Annotated in this window: 14 protein-coding genes and 1 pseudogene; 5 read left to right on the forward strand and 10 right to left on the reverse strand. The window is 36.4% G+C overall.

The genetic code is table 11. The features are described 5' to 3' along the window. The first annotated feature begins 106 nt into the window (after positions 1-106). The gene (gene brnQ1, locus BAU23_RS28095) at positions 107-1,408 is read left to right on the forward strand and encodes a branched-chain amino acid transport system II carrier protein BrnQ1 (protein WP_000771667.1); all 1,302 of its coding nucleotides are present in this window, start codon (positions 107-109) and stop codon (positions 1,406-1,408) included. A gap of 138 nt (positions 1,409-1,546) precedes the next feature. Beyond that, positions 1,547-3,262 carry a DUF2339 domain-containing protein gene (locus tag BAU23_RS28100; protein WP_000675489.1) on the forward strand — a complete coding sequence of 572 codons (1,716 nt, stop codon included), beginning with the start codon at positions 1,547-1,549 and terminating at the stop codon, positions 3,260-3,262. Between the two features lie 35 nt (positions 3,263-3,297). Here the strand turns inward: BAU23_RS28100 and BAU23_RS28105 are convergent, their stop codons facing one another. After that, complete coding sequence (locus BAU23_RS28105) at positions 3,298-4,845, reverse strand: hypothetical protein (RefSeq protein ID WP_000791475.1); 1,548 nt, start codon at positions 4,843-4,845, stop codon at positions 3,298-3,300. 174 nt (positions 4,846-5,019) lie between these two features. After that, positions 5,020-6,411, reverse strand: coding sequence for an amino acid permease (locus BAU23_RS28110; protein ID WP_001187982.1), 1,392 nt, complete (start codon positions 6,409-6,411; stop codon positions 5,020-5,022). Positions 6,412-6,691: 280 nt separating this feature from the next. On the opposite strand from BAU23_RS28110, the gene BAU23_RS28115 reads away from it, so the two are divergent. From BAU23_RS28115 to BAU23_RS28125, 3 genes are all read left to right on the forward strand, one after another. Next, positions 6,692-7,984: an NCS2 family permease gene (locus BAU23_RS28115; RefSeq protein ID WP_000487207.1), complete on the forward strand. Its 1,293-nt coding sequence runs from the start codon at positions 6,692-6,694 to the stop codon at positions 7,982-7,984. Positions 7,985-8,187: 203 nt separating this feature from the next. Beyond that, positions 8,188-8,388 (forward strand): helix-turn-helix transcriptional regulator, encoded by a 201-nt coding sequence (locus tag BAU23_RS28120; protein ID WP_000301185.1) that lies wholly within the window; start codon positions 8,188-8,190, stop codon positions 8,386-8,388. A 4-nt stretch (positions 8,389-8,392) separates the two neighbouring features. Further along, positions 8,393-8,821 carry a hypothetical protein gene (locus tag BAU23_RS28125; RefSeq protein ID WP_071735677.1) on the forward strand — a complete coding sequence of 143 codons (429 nt, stop codon included), beginning with the start codon at positions 8,393-8,395 and terminating at the stop codon, positions 8,819-8,821. A gap of 39 nt (positions 8,822-8,860) precedes the next feature. On the opposite strand, the pseudogene BAU23_RS28130 reads toward BAU23_RS28125, so the two are convergent. From BAU23_RS28130 to BAU23_RS28170, 8 genes and pseudogenes are all read right to left on the reverse strand, one after another. Continuing rightward, positions 8,861-9,278, reverse strand: a pseudogene (locus BAU23_RS28130) (GNAT family N-acetyltransferase); the annotation flags it as partial. 16 nt (positions 9,279-9,294) lie between these two features. Continuing rightward, the gene (locus BAU23_RS28135) at positions 9,295-9,552 is read right to left on the reverse strand and encodes a DUF4022 family protein (RefSeq protein WP_000926992.1); all 258 of its coding nucleotides are present in this window, start codon (positions 9,550-9,552) and stop codon (positions 9,295-9,297) included. 52 nt (positions 9,553-9,604) lie between these two features. Then, positions 9,605-11,434: a monovalent cation:proton antiporter family protein gene (locus tag BAU23_RS28140; protein WP_000399953.1), complete on the reverse strand. Its 1,830-nt coding sequence runs from the start codon at positions 11,432-11,434 to the stop codon at positions 9,605-9,607. Positions 11,435-11,703: 269 nt separating this feature from the next. Continuing rightward, complete coding sequence (qoxD, locus tag BAU23_RS28150; RefSeq protein WP_000531381.1) at positions 11,704-12,015, reverse strand: cytochrome aa3 quinol oxidase subunit IV; 312 nt, start codon at positions 12,013-12,015, stop codon at positions 11,704-11,706. Then, positions 12,016-12,618 carry a cytochrome aa3 quinol oxidase subunit III gene (qoxC, locus tag BAU23_RS28155; RefSeq protein ID WP_000729322.1) on the reverse strand — a complete coding sequence of 201 codons (603 nt, stop codon included), beginning with the start codon at positions 12,616-12,618 and terminating at the stop codon, positions 12,016-12,018. 13 nt (positions 12,619-12,631) lie between these two features. After that, the gene (gene qoxB, locus BAU23_RS28160; protein WP_000762365.1) at positions 12,632-14,566 is read right to left on the reverse strand and encodes a cytochrome aa3 quinol oxidase subunit I; all 1,935 of its coding nucleotides are present in this window, start codon (positions 14,564-14,566) and stop codon (positions 12,632-12,634) included. 33 nt (positions 14,567-14,599) lie between these two features. After that, positions 14,600-15,475 carry a cytochrome aa3 quinol oxidase subunit II gene (locus BAU23_RS28165; RefSeq protein WP_001176159.1) on the reverse strand — a complete coding sequence of 292 codons (876 nt, stop codon included), beginning with the start codon at positions 15,473-15,475 and terminating at the stop codon, positions 14,600-14,602. 282 nt (positions 15,476-15,757) lie between these two features. Next, positions 15,758-17,173, reverse strand: a complete 1,416-nt coding sequence (locus tag BAU23_RS28170; RefSeq protein WP_071735679.1) for an amino acid permease — start codon at positions 17,171-17,173, stop codon at positions 15,758-15,760. Between the last annotated feature and the right edge of the window lie 147 nt (positions 17,174-17,320).

The raw sequence follows: 17,320 nt of genomic DNA on the forward strand, positions 1-17,320 counted from the left end.
TGTGATAGACTATGGACTATGTTTTCTTTGTAAGGAAGCGGGTTATTGCACTTTTTTATATGTGAAATTGATTTCATAAAAGATGAAATTAAAGAAGGAGAAAGAAATGAAATTGTTACAGAAAAAAGAAATTTTACTGATTAGCCTTATGTTATTCTCGATGTTCTTTGGAGCGGGGAATCTTATATTCCCACCTTTCCTTGGGTATGAAGCAGGAGAACATGTGTGGATTTCATTAGTAGGATTTATTATATCAGCAACAGGTCTTCCTATATTGGGTGTTATCGCTATTGCGAAAGCGGGAAGCTTTCAAACATTAGCGGGTAGAGTTCATCCTTCATTCGCCATTATTTTTCCGTGTATCGTGTATTTATTTATTGGACCAGGTCTTGGTATACCACGTGCAGGAAGTTTAGCTTTTGAAATGGGACCAGGTCAGTTGTTCCCACAAGCAGGTAGCTTAGTTTTGTTATGTTACACGGCTATTTTCTTTAGTATTGTTTACTGGTTAAGTTTATCCCCGTCTAAATTAATGGGCTTGTTCGGAAAAGTATTGACTCCGTTATTATTATGTATGATTGCACTTATTTTTATAAAGAGTATGTTTACAACGGTAGGAGATGTGAAAGAGCCGATAGGGAACTATGGACAAGCTCCGATGTTCCAAGGGTTTTTAGACGGATATTTAACGATGGATGCGTTAGCAGCTTTAATATTTGGGATTGTTATTGCAAATGCTTTGCGTGCAAAAGGTATTGAAGATGATAAAGGTTTAGCTAAATATATGAGTATTGCTGGAATTGGGGCAGGACTATTACTATCTATTATTTATGTCATCCTTGGATATGTTGGTTCAATTAGTGGTTCATTAGGCACATTTGATAACGGTGCGAAAGTGTTAGCACAAGTTATGACGACATTATTTGGACAAGGCGGATTAGTATTATTAGGCCTTATTTTTACTATCGCATGTTTATGTGTTTCAATTGGACTGGTTACGTCTTGTAGTCAGTTTTTTGCAAGTGTATTTCCGAAAGTGTCTTATAAATCTTGGGCATTTATATTAAGTTTTGTGAGTATGATTTTAGCTAATTTAGGATTAACGCAAATTTTAAAAGTATCAGTACCGATTCTTGGATTTATTTATCCAGTTGCATTAACACTTATTATTTTAGGGTTATTCCATAAGTATATTGGAAAGTATGTATACGTATATTCGGTCACGATTGGAATCGTAGCGTTATTTAGTGCGATTGATGTTTTAAACAAAAGTGTACTGATGAATAAGTGGACACCACTACTAAAAATTCTTCCGTTTTATACAGAAGGTGTAGGTTGGATCGTTCCGGCACTTGTAGGTTCCTGCCTCGGTATGATTGCTAGTATTGCTATAAATAAGAAGAAATAAGTAAGAGGTGTTTTCCTATTTCGGAAAACACCTTTCTTTTTTTGGAAAAATGGTATCGAACATGAATAGACTAATAGTATGATAAGGATAATTGGTAATATATAGGTTTAATAATGATCGGTAATGAGGGGGGAGCGTATGAAGGGAGATTTAAATAAGAAAATAGAAGCACTCGAAACGGCAATTGAAACGATGCAAGAGACACTTTATGATTTGAAAACAAAGCAAAGGGAAATTGAAAAGGTTCAACAAAATGTTAATAAGGAAAAGAAAGAATACATTGAGGCGGTAAGTAATAAAAAGTTACAAGAAGATGTAGTTAAGACGAGTGAGTCCATACAAGAGCCAGAGGTGAAACAAGTAGATATATCTGCATTTAAGCCAGAACCATTTAATATTATAAAGTTTTGTCAAACATGGTTACCACGCATATTTGTCGGTATTATGCTACTTGGCGTTATTTGGTTATTTAAAGCAGGAGTAGATGCTGGATTATTAACACCAGCGATACGGGTTGTGTTTGGTATAGTACTATCTGCCGGTTTGTATTACGTAGGAGATATACAAATTAAAAGAGAGCGGCAAGCGTTAGGGCTAGTATTAGCTGGAGGAAGTATTACGGGAATTGTTTTAACAACGTTTGCGGCACATTATTTATATGAGTTTATTCCTGCAAGTATTGCGTTTATCTGTAATATTGTATGGGTTATTTTAGGGATTTATTTAGCGAAAAGGTATAGATCGGAATACCTCGCTATTTTCGTGGCGGTTGGAGCATTTTTTGTTCCTTTCTTGTTAAATAGTACGACTCCTAATACGTATATTTTCTTTAGTTATGAGACGATATTAACAATTAGCTTATTATGGTATGCATTGAGAAACCGTTATAAGTACTTGTATATGATTTCTTATGTTGTTGCGGCAATTGTCCTATTTGTCTTCTTTGTTGTTATGTCAATATTGGTAGAGAATGTGCAAGTACAGTTAACGGTTGTATACGGTATAATTCATTTGCTGTTATTTTGGCATATGTTTTCGGAGAGGAATTTTATACAAGAAGCACGATTGGCGATATTTAGTGCAAATGCAGTTTTCTTTATTTTAGCCATCTCCCAAATTCCTGAATTTACAACGTGGGGATTAGTTATAAGTGCATTTGTGCATGCTGTTATGTTCGTACTTGAATATAGGAAGAATAAACATTCTGTATTTACAAATCTAATATTTGGCTTTGCAATGGGGTCATTTAGTTTAGCGATTTTATACGAGTATAGTTTGGTGAATGCAGCGATCGTATTAATGTTACAAGGTTTCCTCGGTATGGTTACTGCTATTAAAGTAAAGCAAAATATTAAACTGTATGTAAGTGCAACGATTTATGCGATTGGAATGGTACAGACGATTTTTAGCCCGTTTGATGAGTTCATTTCAGCAGGGTTTGTCGCTCATATTATTTTAATAGGAACGTTCTATTATTGCATGATACAAGCAAAAGAAGTGTTAGCGAGTTTAGGTAAATATGTTTATTCTATAGCGCTCTACTCGTTAATGGTTATTGTATTTATTACAATTACTAGGATCGGTGAGGTTCTTTCCACAGATGGAAGTATAATTAGCGTATCTGTATCATTATTATGGATGGTATATGCTTTATTTGCAGTTTGGTTTGGCCGTTATAGACAGATGAACGAAATATTATATGCTGGCCTAGTCGTATTAGTAGTAACAGTAGGGAAGTTATTCCTTCTCGATCTACCAGAGGTGTCGATGATGATTAGGGCGGTGTTATTCTTAATCGTTGGTAGTATAGGTATCGTTATTTCAAGAATATTTTTCTCAAAAGAAGAGAAGTGAAAAGAAGGCAATCCATATCCGGATTGCCTTTTTCATTATTTTTTATTAATCGTTACAGTTTCACTATATTTCGCTGTCGTATTTTGACGTAGACGAAGTGTTGCTTGTCCAGTTGTATTTGAATCAAGTTGTACATTCACAATTTTTTCAGCAGATCCTTGGTTATTTGTTATGAAAGAGAATGCACTGCTATATCCGAAAGAAGATGGCCAAGTGCCATTTGTATTTTGAACTTTTGCCACCTGTGTTCCGCCAGTTGTGAAGATACCTAAAGAATAATTATTGTATGTTGTATTTGGTAATAAGTTATTTACTTGAATCTTCATTTGGAACACTTCATTGTTTGGTAGAATGCTAGGGTGCGTAATTACGTAATCACTCGTTGTCACTGCACCGTTATAGCCGTATGAACCTGGTTTGAAAGTATTTGTATTGAACCACTGGTAACCTTGACTTGGTGCGCTCCAAGGTTCTGGTTGTGGTTCTGTTGATAATCTTGGTTGTTCAAATGTTTGTAGAGCTGTAGGTGCATCAAGTTGTAAACCACTCACTTGATCTAAGCTTGTAAATGTTTCTTGCTTCGCTAACCAATTCACGATGTTTTCTAATAGAACAGCATCGTTTTCTTCTTTATAACCATCATAAGTTTTCTTTGATTGACCTGAATCTTCACGAACATATTTTGGCGAGGCATCTTCAACAGGAGAAGAATCACCAATAAAGGCTGCTTTTCCAAGGCCAACTTTCGAAATAGCAGCATAAGGCCCCTCTGCAACGCCACCACCATTATAAACGCCGCTATCAACAGCGTTATTCCATTTTGATGGATTTTCTGGAAGATATACAAGGCCTTTCGCTAGTTTTGGATTTGTAATCGCAAGAGTAGAGCCGGCATGCATTGCTACAGATGAAACGCCAGTTGTAATTCCGAATGATTGCGCGGGTGAGACAATATTTTTAGCTGAAACATCACCAAGTGCATTGTAACGGAAGCGAATACCGAAATTATCGGATAGCCAATCAGAGCTTTCTACTCCTTGCATAGCTTGTGAAGTTGTTTCTTCATTAGACATTCCCTTTGCTGGATTATCCCATGCCCCGCGTCTATATCCATTGAACACTTCTGAGGAGTCCCAGCGGTTTTTATTACGATCTGCATTATAATGATCGGCAATGAAGAAAATACTGCCGCCATTTTTCACGTATTGTAACATTGCGTCTTGCTCAGATTTTTTATAAGGAATATTTGCTTCGGGAACGATAAACACATTGTAATTTTTTAAATCGTCGTATGTAATAGATGTTGATTTACGAAGTTCTTTTACATAATATCCGTTTTGGGCAATACCGTTTCCGAAATCAGAAAAACCGCCATCAATAACCCAGTCAGCTGTCCCAGCCGTTTGACCGTGAGTATTATCAAATAATACTTTCTTCCCATTGTTTTGGTTTACAACTTTTGCAGCAATTTCAGGAGCTGGGTCTACGGAGCTTTCGGCATAAGTAGACGGAATATAGGAACTCCCTATACTAAGTGTGATTGCTGTTGCTAAAGAAAATTGAATCCATTTTTTATTCTTCATAGAAGAATCCCCCTAATAATAAATATATGTGCCTTTAATAATGTAATCTATTTTTTTTAGGAAATAAAGATAGAAAATATTAAATAGTGTAAAGATAACGTTAATTTAGTTGAGAAATATTTGCGCGAATAATAAAAAAATCTCTCCCCAGTAAATTAGGAAGAGATCGTGGACTTAACTAATTTTTGAATTAGATGATTCATCAATCTTATGAAAACCTTTCATATAATACACGATAGCCAAGCCGATAAGCCAAATTGGACCGACGATTAATGCGATTCGTGTATCTTCTGAATAGGCCATTATACCTAGTACAAGTACAAGGAAGCCGAGTGAGAAATATGAACTTAATGGGTATAAAGGCATTTTATATGCTAGCTTATCCTTTTTATTAGTCTGTAATCCTTTACGGAATTTAATTTGCGCGACTAATATAATTCCCCAAGTCCAAATTGCACCGAAAGTTGAAATACTAGTTAGCCATGTAAACACTTTTGCAGGAACAAGATAGTTTAATATAACGCCAATGAGTAAAACGATTGCTGTTGCTACAATTCCTTGACTTGGAATACCGTTTTTATTTAAACGGCCGAATCGTTCAGGAGCTTTCTTTTGTTGTGCTAATGTAAATAGCATACGGCCTGTACTAAACAAACCACCGTTACAAGAAGAAAGAGCTGCTGTTAAAACAACAAAGTTAATAATGCCTGCTGCCTTTGCGATACCGATTTGCTGGAACGTTAGTACGAAGGGACTTCCTTTTTCACCAAGTTCGTTCCAAGGATAAATTGCCATCATAACGAATAGAGCTCCAACATAGAATAATAAAATTCTCCAAAATACGTTATCAATTGCTTTTGCGAGTGTCTTTTTCGGATTTTGAGCTTCCCCAGCTGTAACGCCGATAAGTTCGACTCCTAAATAAGCGAATAATACCATTTGTAAGGAAAGTAATAATCCAGAGAATCCATTTGGGAACCAGCCGCCATGTTCCCAAAGATTTGAAATACCAGTTGCAACGCCGCCATTTCCAAATCCGAATAAAATAATACCAGCACCGACTACTATCATACAGATAATTGTGACAATTTTGATGAGAGCAAACCAAAACTCAAGTTCTCCAAACACCTTTACAGATAAGAAGTTGAAAGCACTCATTAATAAAAGAGCGAGTAATGCCCAAGTCCAGCGTGGGATATCTGGGAACCAGTATTGCATGTAAATTCCTGCTGCTGTAATTTCTGCCATACAAGTAACAACCCATAAAAACCAGTAATTCCAGCCTGTAATATACCCAGCTAGTGGGCTGATGTAATCATTTGCATATTTACTAAAAGAGCCAGCAACTGGTTGTTCAATTGCCATTTCCCCGAGTGCGCGCATAATGAAAAAAATAACGAGTCCGGCAATCATATAGCCTAGTAAAATGGATGGGCCAGCTAGTTTAATAGCAGAAGCTGATCCTAAAAATAGTCCAACGCCAATTGCTGAACCGAGAGACATTAAAGTAATATGGCGCTGTTTTAAACCACGGTTTAAAGTTTCAGATTTGTTTGTTTGCTGCATAAGAAGAATACCCCCTGTAGAGTGAACGATATTTGAATGCGTTTGCTAAATATTTAACTATTTCAAATTATAAAACATTTCTATCTGTTATGCTACAAAAATAATCATAATGCACTGTACTACATCTGAGCTTGTCAGACTTAAACTTAAAATTCTAACTATTAGAGAATATGTTGACTCTTCTTTTTATTGATTGTTAAGATTAAGTATTATATTTTCTCACATACTAGTAAGAAAAGAATATGTGATAATAATTCAGATGTAGGAAGGGTACATAACCATGTTTCAATTACAAAAATATAACACTTCTGTGAAGCAAGAGCTTTTAGCTGGCATCACAACTTTTTTTACATTTGCGTATATTCTTGTCATCAATCCGAAAATATTATCTGATGCAGGTGTACCATTTGATCAAGCTTTTACGGCAACTATTATTGCGACTGTTGTAGGGACGCTATGTATGGCGTTTTTAGCTAACTATCCAATTGTTATTGCTCCAGCGATGGGAATGAATGCATATTTTGCTTACTCTGTTGTTCAACAGGCAGAGGGGATTACATATGTCATTGCGTTTTCAGCAGTATTTGTAACAGGTATTATTTTTCTTTTATTATCTTTCACCTCGTTTAGGCAAAAGCTAATTGTCGCAATTCCTGACAGTTTAAAACATGCGATTGCAGGTGGAATTGGGTTATTTATTGCTTTTATTGGATTACGTCTATCTGGAATTATCGTTGATCATCCATCTAACTTAGTTACGATTGGTGACTTCCATTCTCCAGCCGTTATTTTAACTCTAATTGGTTTAATATTAGCGGCGGTATTAATGGCATTACGTGTGAGCGGTGCATTATTTATTAGTATGATTGTGACAGGGGTTATCGCCTTCTTTACAGGGCAACTGAAGTTTGAGGATAAAATTGTTGCGATGCCTCATTTACCAGAGGGTATTATCGTTTCAAACCCAATCAACGCCTTTTCAGATGTGATTGAATACGGATTATATGGTGTTGTATTTTCATTTTTACTTGTACTGTTATTTGATACAACAGGTGCATTACTCGGTTTAATTAAACAAGCAGGTTTAAATACAGATAATACTGAAAAGCGCTTTGGTAAGGCGTTCATTGCGGATGCAATTGGCGGGACGACAGGTTCCATCTTTGGGACAAGCCCGACAGCAGCAACAATTGAATCGTCAGCAGGTATTGCTGCAGGTGGTAAAACTGGATTGACAGGTATTGTAGTCGTTTGTTTAACGATTATAACGGCATTCTTTAGCCCTGTTATTGCTTCTTTATCAAGTGTAGCAGCTATTACAGCTCCTTCATTAATCATAGTAGGTAGCTTAATGGCACAAAGCATTCGTGATATTAATTGGAATGAATTTGAAGATGCATTACCAGCATTTTTAATTTTCGTTGGTATTCCGTTAACGTCTAGTATTGCGAATGGAATTGCAATTGGATTTTTAGTGTATCCAGTCTTAAAAATTGTGAAAGGGAAAGGGATGGAAGTACATCCGTTACTATACTTATTTACAATTTTATTTGGATGTCATTTATTCTTATAGTATAGATATAGAAAGGGGGCTTCTTATGAGAGGTCCCTTTTTGTGTATAATAAAGTGAAACTATAAACAGTGGGGCTTTTGTTCATTCCCACTGCTTATCAGCCTTCACCAATCGAGGGAAGGTAGAAATTAGATTAATTACGTAAAATATAAATTACTTAATGGAATATATATGTTACAATAAATGTAGAGGAGGAACATGAATGGCTGTAAGTAAAATAAAAGTCGCGCGTGTTCAGTTAGATTTAACACAGCAACAATTAGCAGAAAAAGTAGGGGTTACAAGGCAAACGATTAGTTTAATTGAGAAGGGGAAATACAACCCATCTTTAGATTTATGTTTGAAAATTTGTTATGCGGTAAATAAAACATTAAATGATTTGTTTTGGGAGGAAGAGGAGTGATAGGGTGAAAATCGTGAAAGATGAACGTTTAATGATTGAGGGGTTAAAACATATTAGACTAGTTTTCATCTTACAAAATATCATCATACTAGGTATTGTTTTTTATCGCTATGTTTTGCAAGGTTCAGGATATGAAAGTGTTTCGGATTTATTAATGGTATTTATGGGTGGGATAATAGTTATTAACTTTTTAAACTTAAAAAATTCTGTGGAAGTGTATGAGCATACGGGGGGAGTATCGCGTAATTATTTCATGAAGCTATTATTCATTCCAGTAGGGATTGTTATTGGGATTTTAGCTATTTGTATCATTGTAACACCGGATATTTCGATAAAGGAAATTAGTATAACAGGACTGATTATGTTGGCTTGCTTTTTAATTCCTAGTTTGTTTATATACATATATATGAAAAAAATAAAAAGTGAAGATTGAAATATAAGAAAGGCTTTCTCATATTAGGGAAAGCCTTTCTTATATTTCTTTATACATTACTTTATGTAGTCCAAGTGTATCAATTTCAAAGATTTCACCATGCTCATGGAAACCTAATCGTTTGTAATAGTCTGTTACAGTGGTTCGTCCATTACACCATAAAGTGCTTGCACCACGTTCTTGGAGGATTTGTTCAGCTTTACGGATTAAAAAAGTAGCCGGCACGCTGGTTTCGGAAGTTAGGTAATGTTGCCATTCCCCGTAGACGATAATGGATACCAGTTTGTAAGCCTGGGTATAGTTCTTTTGAAAAGGAAGCGATACTAATAAGTTTATCGTTTAGAAACGCACCTAAGTGGAAGGAGTCTATTTCGTAGTCGGAAGGGTATTTACAATTTTTTAATGACTGATCAGGACGTAAAAATTTTTGACGTAATAAGTATGTTTCACTGTAATCATAATATCGTCCTTTCTTATAAGCCCTTTTCTATAAGTTGTAAGAAGAAGTATGCGGGTGCAATGAGAAGTCCTAGTATGCTAGCAGTTCCAAGAAGGAGTGAAAGTAAGAGACAAAAGTATTTAATTCCATTCGATTTTTTCCATCCGTAGCTACAAATTTCAATGCTAATACCGATGAGAATAATGGCGACGAGTACTTCTGCTAATAATAAGAGAGCTAAAGTTGAAATAGACATAATATTATTCATCCCCATAATATGTGATAGTAACATTTTACCATATGGAAATGAAAAAGTGCCCCTCAATTATGTGAGGGGCATTTTTCTATTCTAATATGCTTTTCAGTGTATCGATATGTTCTTTTGAACCTGTGACCAGCAATGTATCACCGTGTTGTAGTCTCGTATCACCATGCGGTATTAGTGCTTTATTACCACGGTAAATTTGAATGACGAGTACGTCGCCTAAAAACGGAAGGCGGCGTAGTGCAACACCGTTATATTTATTGCTACGTAGTTCGACTTCACGAACTGTTTCATTTGCTGTTGTAATTAAGCGAACGAGACTTGGTTTATCAATAAGTGCACGTAATAAAATACGTGTAGAGTTAATAGTCGAGAATACAGCGATATGTTCTTGAGTTGCTTTTTCTTGTAGAAGGGGATCTTCTACACTTGCGATGACGTGTTCAACACCTAATTCTTTTGCATGTTCTGCTAATAATAAGTTTTGTTCATCATCACTTGTTGCAACAACAACACGGTCTGCTTCGAAAGCTTTTTGTTCCATTAAAGATTGAATAGTAATCTCATCTAATTTTACGATAGGGAAGTCATGAGATTTCGCTTCATCATCATTTATTTTATTTTGACGTATCATATATAGTGTTACGTCATAGTCTTCACGTTTTAAATCAAGTGATAACGGAAGAGTAATTCTGCTTGCGCCAATAATAGATACTTTCGGTTTTGGTATTTCCACTTTTGGAAACATCTTTTTAAATAATATAGGTGCAAAAATACAAGTAATAACTGCACTTAAAATAAGGGATGCTGATAAACTTGGGCTAATGATGCCTAGTTTTTCACCGATTTGTGCAGCCGCAATAACTAAAGAAAGTGTTGATGTTAACAAAATGGCACTTCCGAGTACGATATTGCGTGGGTACCATTTTCGTAAGACGAGTGATGGTAACAGCTTTGAGATAAAGAGTCCCACAATTAAAATTGGGATCATTAGCATGCTAGAAGGCTCTTTAAAAATAGACCATACTTCTAGATTTACACCAACCATTACGAAGAAAATAGGGATGAAGAAACCATATCCGATGGAATCAAGTTTTTCAACCATATCTTCATTTGGTGATAATAAAGATACGAGTACACCTGCTAAAAAGGCTCCCAAAATGTTTTCTGCCCCAACAGATTCAGATAATCCAACTAATATTAAGATGAGTGCGAAAACAGCTCGTGTATCAATTTGTACACTACCGGCTTTTAAGCTTTCTAGGTATGGAATATTTTTAAAGCGTCTTGCGACAAAGTAAATTACAATACCAGCGCCGAATAGAAGAAGTAGAAGCCACATGCTTTGGCCACTTTCGGAATTTAGCCCGACGAATACAGCGAGTAAAATCATTGTAACTAAGTCTGCGATAACAGCGACTAATAAAATGATTTGCCCGATTGCAGTCTTTCCTAAGTTATTTTCTTTTAATGTTGGCACGACAACACCTAAAGAAATAGTTGAAATAATTAAAGTCATGAACATTGCATTGTCTACAAATCCTAGCCATACGAATAGTAATGATAGGGCATAAGATAATATGAAAATAAATAAGAAGATAATGCTTGCCGCTTGGAATGTGTTTGGTTCGTTTGTCGTATTCTTTTTCCCTTTTTGTTTAAAAATCGAAAAGTCAATTTCTAACCCGCTTAAAAACATTAGGAAGATAAATCCTAGTGTCGATAAGACTTGAAGCCACATATCTGGCTCAATGATGTTAAACCCACTTTTACCTACAAAGATTCCTGCGATAATTTCTGCAACAACAACAGGAAGTGCTTTTAATTTAAAGCGTTGTAACAAAAGGGGAACGAAAAACGCGATTGCGACAACAACCATAAGTGATAGAACAGAAGAATGATGTTCCACTGCGTTCTCTCCCTTCAAATAAATATAGTACCTATTTAGCCATATAATAGGTAGAAAAGCAACGCATATGGATTCGATTTCATAAAGAAAGAGTTTTCTTAACATTTGTCATAATAAGTATATTTTTCATGATTCTGTTGTAACTTCCGTAATGTGGATGCAATAGGGGAGGGGATAAAGTGAAACTTTAATCAGTGGAGGTCTTACTGCGCGTTAATGCGGGATAAAAAAAGACTGCTGAGGAATCTCAGCAGTCTTTTTCATGCAAATTACATTGAGAAGAAGATCCATACAGTTAAACCAACTGTTGCAGTTGCAACGAAGAAACTGTATATCATTGTAAGAACTTGAATTCTTCCTTCTCCTTCTTTTAAATGCATGAACATAATTAATTGTAATAACGCCTGCGCAACTGCCATTACGATGATAGTTGTTAAAATCGTTGAAAGTGGCAAGTTAGTATAAAGTGCCACGTATAACGCTAGAAACGTTAGTGCAAGCGATAAAATAAATCCGAAAACGTGTGACCATGGGAATCCGCTATGCGCATGCCCGTTTGCTTGATTGTTATTTTGACCCATTTACGCCACCATCCCGTTCAAGTAAACTAGTGTGTAAATAAAGACCCAAACAAGATCAAGGAAATGCCAGTATAAGCTGATAATAAATACTTTACGAGCTGTAACTGGTGTTAAACCTCGTTTTAAAATTTGGATGATAACACAAGTTGCCCAGATGATACCACCTGTTACGTGGGCACCATGCGTTCCAAGAAGAACGAAGAATGCCGATAAGAAAGCACTTGTTTGAATCGTTGCGCCTTCGCCAACGTACAAAATGAATTCTTCAATTTCAAAGAATAGGAAGCCTGCACCTAAAAGTAAAGTTAGGATAAACCAAGCTAACATTCCTTTTTGATTTTGTTTACGCATTTCGTGAATTGCGATACCGCATGTAAAACTACTTGTTAAAAGTAACAGTGTTTGAATTAAAAGTGTTTTAACTTCAAACAATTGCGCTGGTGTTGGGCCATCAGCCGTACGACCAGCTAGGACTAGATAAGAGGCGAAAAGTGTTGCGAACAGCATAATTTCAGCCCCAAGAAAAATCCAGAATCCTAGGATATTCAATCTGCTTTGCTCGGATTGATATTCCAAAGGTAAGCTTTTATCTAAAGCCGCCATGTCATTTCACCTCTCATGCTATATGTTCTGTTTCTTTAATTTCATCAACACTTACGTAGTAACCATCGTCATAATCGAATGAACGATAGATTAAGCAACCTAAAATACCAACTCCGCCGATTGCTGCAAGCCAGAACCAACTAAATACTAATGCAAAACCTGCAAGACCGAAGAATAAAGACGCAATAATAGGCACGCCAGAGTTACTTGGCATGTGAATTGGTTTTATTTCTTCTGCAGCTGGTGTAACTGTTTCTCCGCGTTTTTTCATGAACCAGAAAGCATCAGCTTCTTTAATTTCAGGAAGTTTCGCGAAGTTGTAATGTTGTACAGGAGATTGAGTTGCCCATTCAAGTGTACGGCCGTCCCATGGATCTCCAGTTGTGTCACGCTCACCGTGACGTGCACTCCAAATTACGTTATAGCAAAGGATTAGGAAGCCAATACCCATCATTACAGCACCAACAGATGCGATTTGGTTTAGCCAGCCCCATCCAAGACTTTCAGAGTAAGTGTACATACGACGAGTCATACCGTCTAAACCTAAGAAGTACATTGGGAAGAAACAGATGTTAAATCCGCTCATAAAGATCCAGAATGTCCATTTACCTAGGCGTTCATTTAACATATGACCTGTCATTTTTGGATACCAGTATGTGAATCCAGCAAGCATAGCGAATACTGTACCTGCGATTAATACGTAGTGGAAGTGAGCAATTAGGAAGTAGCTGTTATGGTATTGATAATCAGCTGCTGCCATTCCAAGCATAACCCCTGTAACTCCACCAACTACGAAGTTTGGAATAAATGCCAATGACCAAAGCATTGGAACTGTAAAACGAATACGTCCTTTATACAGTGTAAACAACCAGTTAAAGATCTTAACACCGGTTGGAATCGAAATCGCCATTGTCGAAATCGAGAAGAATGAGTTAACCGCTGGACCTGCACCCATAGTGAAGAAATGGTGAAGCCATACGACGAAACTTAGTAAAGAAATTGCAACCATCGAGTACACCATCGCACTGTAACCGAATAGACGTTTACGTGAGAATGTACTAATGATTTCAGAGAAAATACCGAATGCCGGTAAAATAACGATATATACTTCAGGGTGACCCCATACCCAGAATAGGTTGGCCCATAACATCGGCATACCGCCGCTCGCCATCGTAAAGAAGTGAGCATCGAATAGACGGTCAAATGTCATTAATGCAAGAGCAACTGTTAATACTGGGAAAGCGAAAATAATGATAATTGTTGTAATTAAGATTGACCAAGTAAACATTGGCATTCTCATTAATTTCATACCAGGTGTACGCATTTTTAAGATAGTAACAAGGAAGTTAATACCGGTCATTAGCGTACCGAGACCTGAAATCTGTAATGCAATTGCGTAGTAGTTATTTCCTACACCAGAAGTAAACTCTGTACCTGCCATTGGGAAGTAAGAAGTCCACCCAGCGTCTGGAGAACCACCGATTACGAAAGCGATGTTGAATAACATTGCTCCGACAAAGAATAACCAGAAACTTAAAGCATTTAAGAACGGATATGCAACGTCACGAGCACCAATTTGTAATGGTACTACAAGGTTCATTAATCCCATAACGAATGGCATTGCCATGAAAAGAATCATTACTGTACCATGTGTTGTAAAGATCCCGTTATAGTGTTCAGCGTTTAAATAAGTTGTTTCTGGGAATGTTAACTGTGCACGGATCATTAAACCGTCCATACCACCACGGAATAACATTATAACCGCAGAGATAATATACATGGCCCCGATTTTTTTGTGGTCAACAGTTGTTAACCATTCGTCCCAAAGCCATTTCCATTTTTTATACTTTGTTAGTACGAAAATGATTGCTAATGTCACAAGAACGATAGAAGCGTCTGCACCGTAAATAATCGGGTCACCTGTGACAAAGAATTCATCAAGCTTCACTGTGTTCACTCCAATCTGTTGGAATAATAGCTATTATTTTTTGTTTTTGTAGTAGTTGTAATCACAATATTCAAGTGATTTTGGATCTACATAACTTAAGTGATGACTAGAGAATGTCATACGACCAACTACACCAGGTTTAACAATTTCGTTGTACTTATTTTCTGTTAGTTTAGGAGCAGTTTCTTGTACTTCTTTTACCCACTTGTCATACTTTTCTTTTGTTTTTGCTTCAACTTCGAACTCCATATGAGTGAACCCTTCACCAGAGAAGTTCGCACTACGGCCTAGGTAAGAACCAGGCTTATCAGCTTGTAAATATAAATCCATAATCATGCCATCCATAGTGTACTTCATACCACCAAGTTCTGGAACCCAGAATGCATTCATTGGACCTACAGAAGTAAGCTTAAATTGAATTGGTACACCAGCTGGGATGTTTAAATAGTTAACGGTTTCAATTTTTTCCTCCGGGTAACTAAATAACCATTTCCAGTTCGCAGATGTAACATAAATTTCAACTGGTTTAATATGTTTGGACTCTTGCGGAACCTCTTCCGAAGCATAAGTTGCTTTAACTGTTGGAATCGATAATGCGATAACGATAATAACAGGAATAACCGTCCAAATGATTTCTAATAATGTGTTACCATGTTGATCAGGTGGCTCATAGTCCATATTCTCTGGTTTTTCACGATAACGAATCAAGATGACTGTAAACAAGATGAATACAATTGCGATAATTAATGACATAAGCAAGAATGACCAAACAATTAAATCATACTGTGCCTTTGCAACGGGTCCTTGCGGATTTAATACTGCGAGTTTCTTATCACAGCCACCGAGGAACAGAAGTAATGATAACGGAAGAAGCGAAGCTAACTTCCAAAATGCTTTCTTTAGTTGCACGATTGAAAATCTCCTTTCTCCTTGGATTGAAACTATGCCAATAAAACAATATAAACCTATTAATTTATAGATGGCAATAGTTTTTGTCATATTGTTAAAAAATAGACACAAATGCACACTTTTTAAGGTGAATATCATTTGTAACTTGATAACATTGTAAACTATTTTCCAGATAAAAACGTGATTGTGGGAATTTTAAGATAAATAAAGTTATACCAACATATCCAAGAAATAGAAAAAAGCTATCTTATCATAAGAAAGATAGCTGAATGTTTTGTATATTTAGTTTATTCCCTGAGTTATATTTTTTTTCTGTTCAAATGTGACAGCTTTTTTATATTTCACTTGGTATAAAATGTAACAAATAATCATAAATGGAATCCCACAATAGAGAGCAATTCTTTGATCTGGAATGAAAGCTAAACTAACAAATGTAATGAAATTGAGTGAGAAAGCTACGATTGGAACTATTGGATAAAGTGGTGTACGGTATTTTAAATCATTTATGTCGCCGCCATTTTTCACGAAATTTCTACGGAAGAAAAACTGTGAAGCTGCAATCGACATCCAAACAACAACAGCAGCCATTGCTGCAATAGAAGTTAAAATTAAAAAGACAGTATCTGCTGCAAATATACTTGTTAATAAAGAAAGGCTTGCGAAAATCAGACTGAAAATTAACGCATTTAGTGGTACACCTCTTTTAGTTAACTTCGTAAAAGCTGGACTAGCCATTCCTTGTTTTGCCATCGCCCAAAGCATACGAGAATTTGCGTATAGACCAGAGTTAGCTACGGATAATACAGCTGTAATAATAACAAAGTTCATAATGTCCGCTGCATAAGGGATACCAGCCACATCAAATACAAGTACAAATGGACTTTCAACTAGATTAGCCTCTTGCCACGGGAGTAAACCTACAACAACTGATATCGCTAGGACGAAGAAGAATAGAGTTCGCCAAATTGTATTTTTGATTGCTTTTGGAATTGTTTTTTCAGGATTTTCACTTTCTCCTGAAGCAATTCCGATAAGCTCTGTTCCTTGGAATGAGTAATTAACTGTGATCATCGTAAGAAGAACAGCTAATGCACCGTTTGGAAATAGCCCGCCATTTTCAGTGAAATTGTGAAGCATTGGAGCTGGCTTTCCATTAAAATCGAGGAGACCAAACATAACCGCTCCTCCAAGAACGATAAAGATAACAATCGTTGCCACTTTTACGCTAGCGAACCAAAATTCAGCTTCTGCATATGCCTTTGCTGATAAAGCGTTCACAAGAAAGAGTACTACTGCAAAAGTAACACACCAAATCCAAGAAGAAACGTCTGGAAACCACCGTTTCATTAAAATGCTAACAGTCGTTAACTCTACCCCAACTGTAACAGCCCAATTTAACCAATACATCCAACCGACAACAAATCCAAAACCAGGTGAAATAAATTTGCTTGCGTAACTTTGGAAGGAACCCGCTTCTGGCATAGCTACTGACAATTCGCCAAGACATAACATCGTTAAATACATAACGAAACCACCGACTAAAAATGCAAGAATAGCACCACCAGGTCCAGCGTTATGGACGATTTGACCAGAGCCCATAAATAGCCCAGTTCCGATAACTCCACCAAGTGCAATCATAAATAGGTGTCTACTTTTCATTGTGCGTTTTAAATCTGTTTGTTCTACTTGTTGATTCATATGCCCCTCACCCCATATTTTCCTGTATGTGTTAACTTGATTTCATTCTGGGCTTTTAATCATTAGTGGGGGATGAAAAACATACTCGGCTTATTTTGTTGTGAACTGAGTATGTAAAAGATAACTATGACTAAATACCTTAGAATG

It is taken from the genome of Bacillus nitratireducens, from assembly GCF_001884135.1.
GTDB lineage: Bacteria > Bacillota > Bacilli > Bacillales > Bacillaceae_G > Bacillus_A > Bacillus_A nitratireducens.

Coding starts and splice junctions, on each gene's coding strand:
- qoxC (WP_000729322.1), bottom strand. CDS start 12,618: ATGGCGGCTTTAGATAAAAGCTTACCTTTGGAATATCAATCCGAGCAA.
- qoxD (WP_000531381.1), bottom strand. CDS start 12,015: ATGGGTCAAAATAACAATCAAGCAAACGGGCATGCGCATAGCGGATTC.
- BAU23_RS28100 (WP_000675489.1), top strand. CDS start 1,547: ATGAAGGGAGATTTAAATAAGAAAATAGAAGCACTCGAAACGGCAATT.
- BAU23_RS28115 (WP_000487207.1), top strand. CDS start 6,692: ATGTTTCAATTACAAAAATATAACACTTCTGTGAAGCAAGAGCTTTTA.
- brnQ1 (WP_000771667.1), top strand. CDS start 107: ATGAAATTGTTACAGAAAAAAGAAATTTTACTGATTAGCCTTATGTTA.
- BAU23_RS28135 (WP_000926992.1), bottom strand. CDS start 9,552: ATGTTACTATCACATATTATGGGGATGAATAATATTATGTCTATTTCA.
- BAU23_RS28110 (WP_001187982.1), bottom strand. CDS start 6,411: ATGCAGCAAACAAACAAATCTGAAACTTTAAACCGTGGTTTAAAACAG.
- BAU23_RS28170 (WP_071735679.1), bottom strand. CDS start 17,173: ATGAATCAACAAGTAGAACAAACAGATTTAAAACGCACAATGAAAAGT.
- BAU23_RS28120 (WP_000301185.1), top strand. CDS start 8,188: ATGGCTGTAAGTAAAATAAAAGTCGCGCGTGTTCAGTTAGATTTAACA.
- BAU23_RS28105 (WP_000791475.1), bottom strand. CDS start 4,845: ATGAAGAATAAAAAATGGATTCAATTTTCTTTAGCAACAGCAATCACA.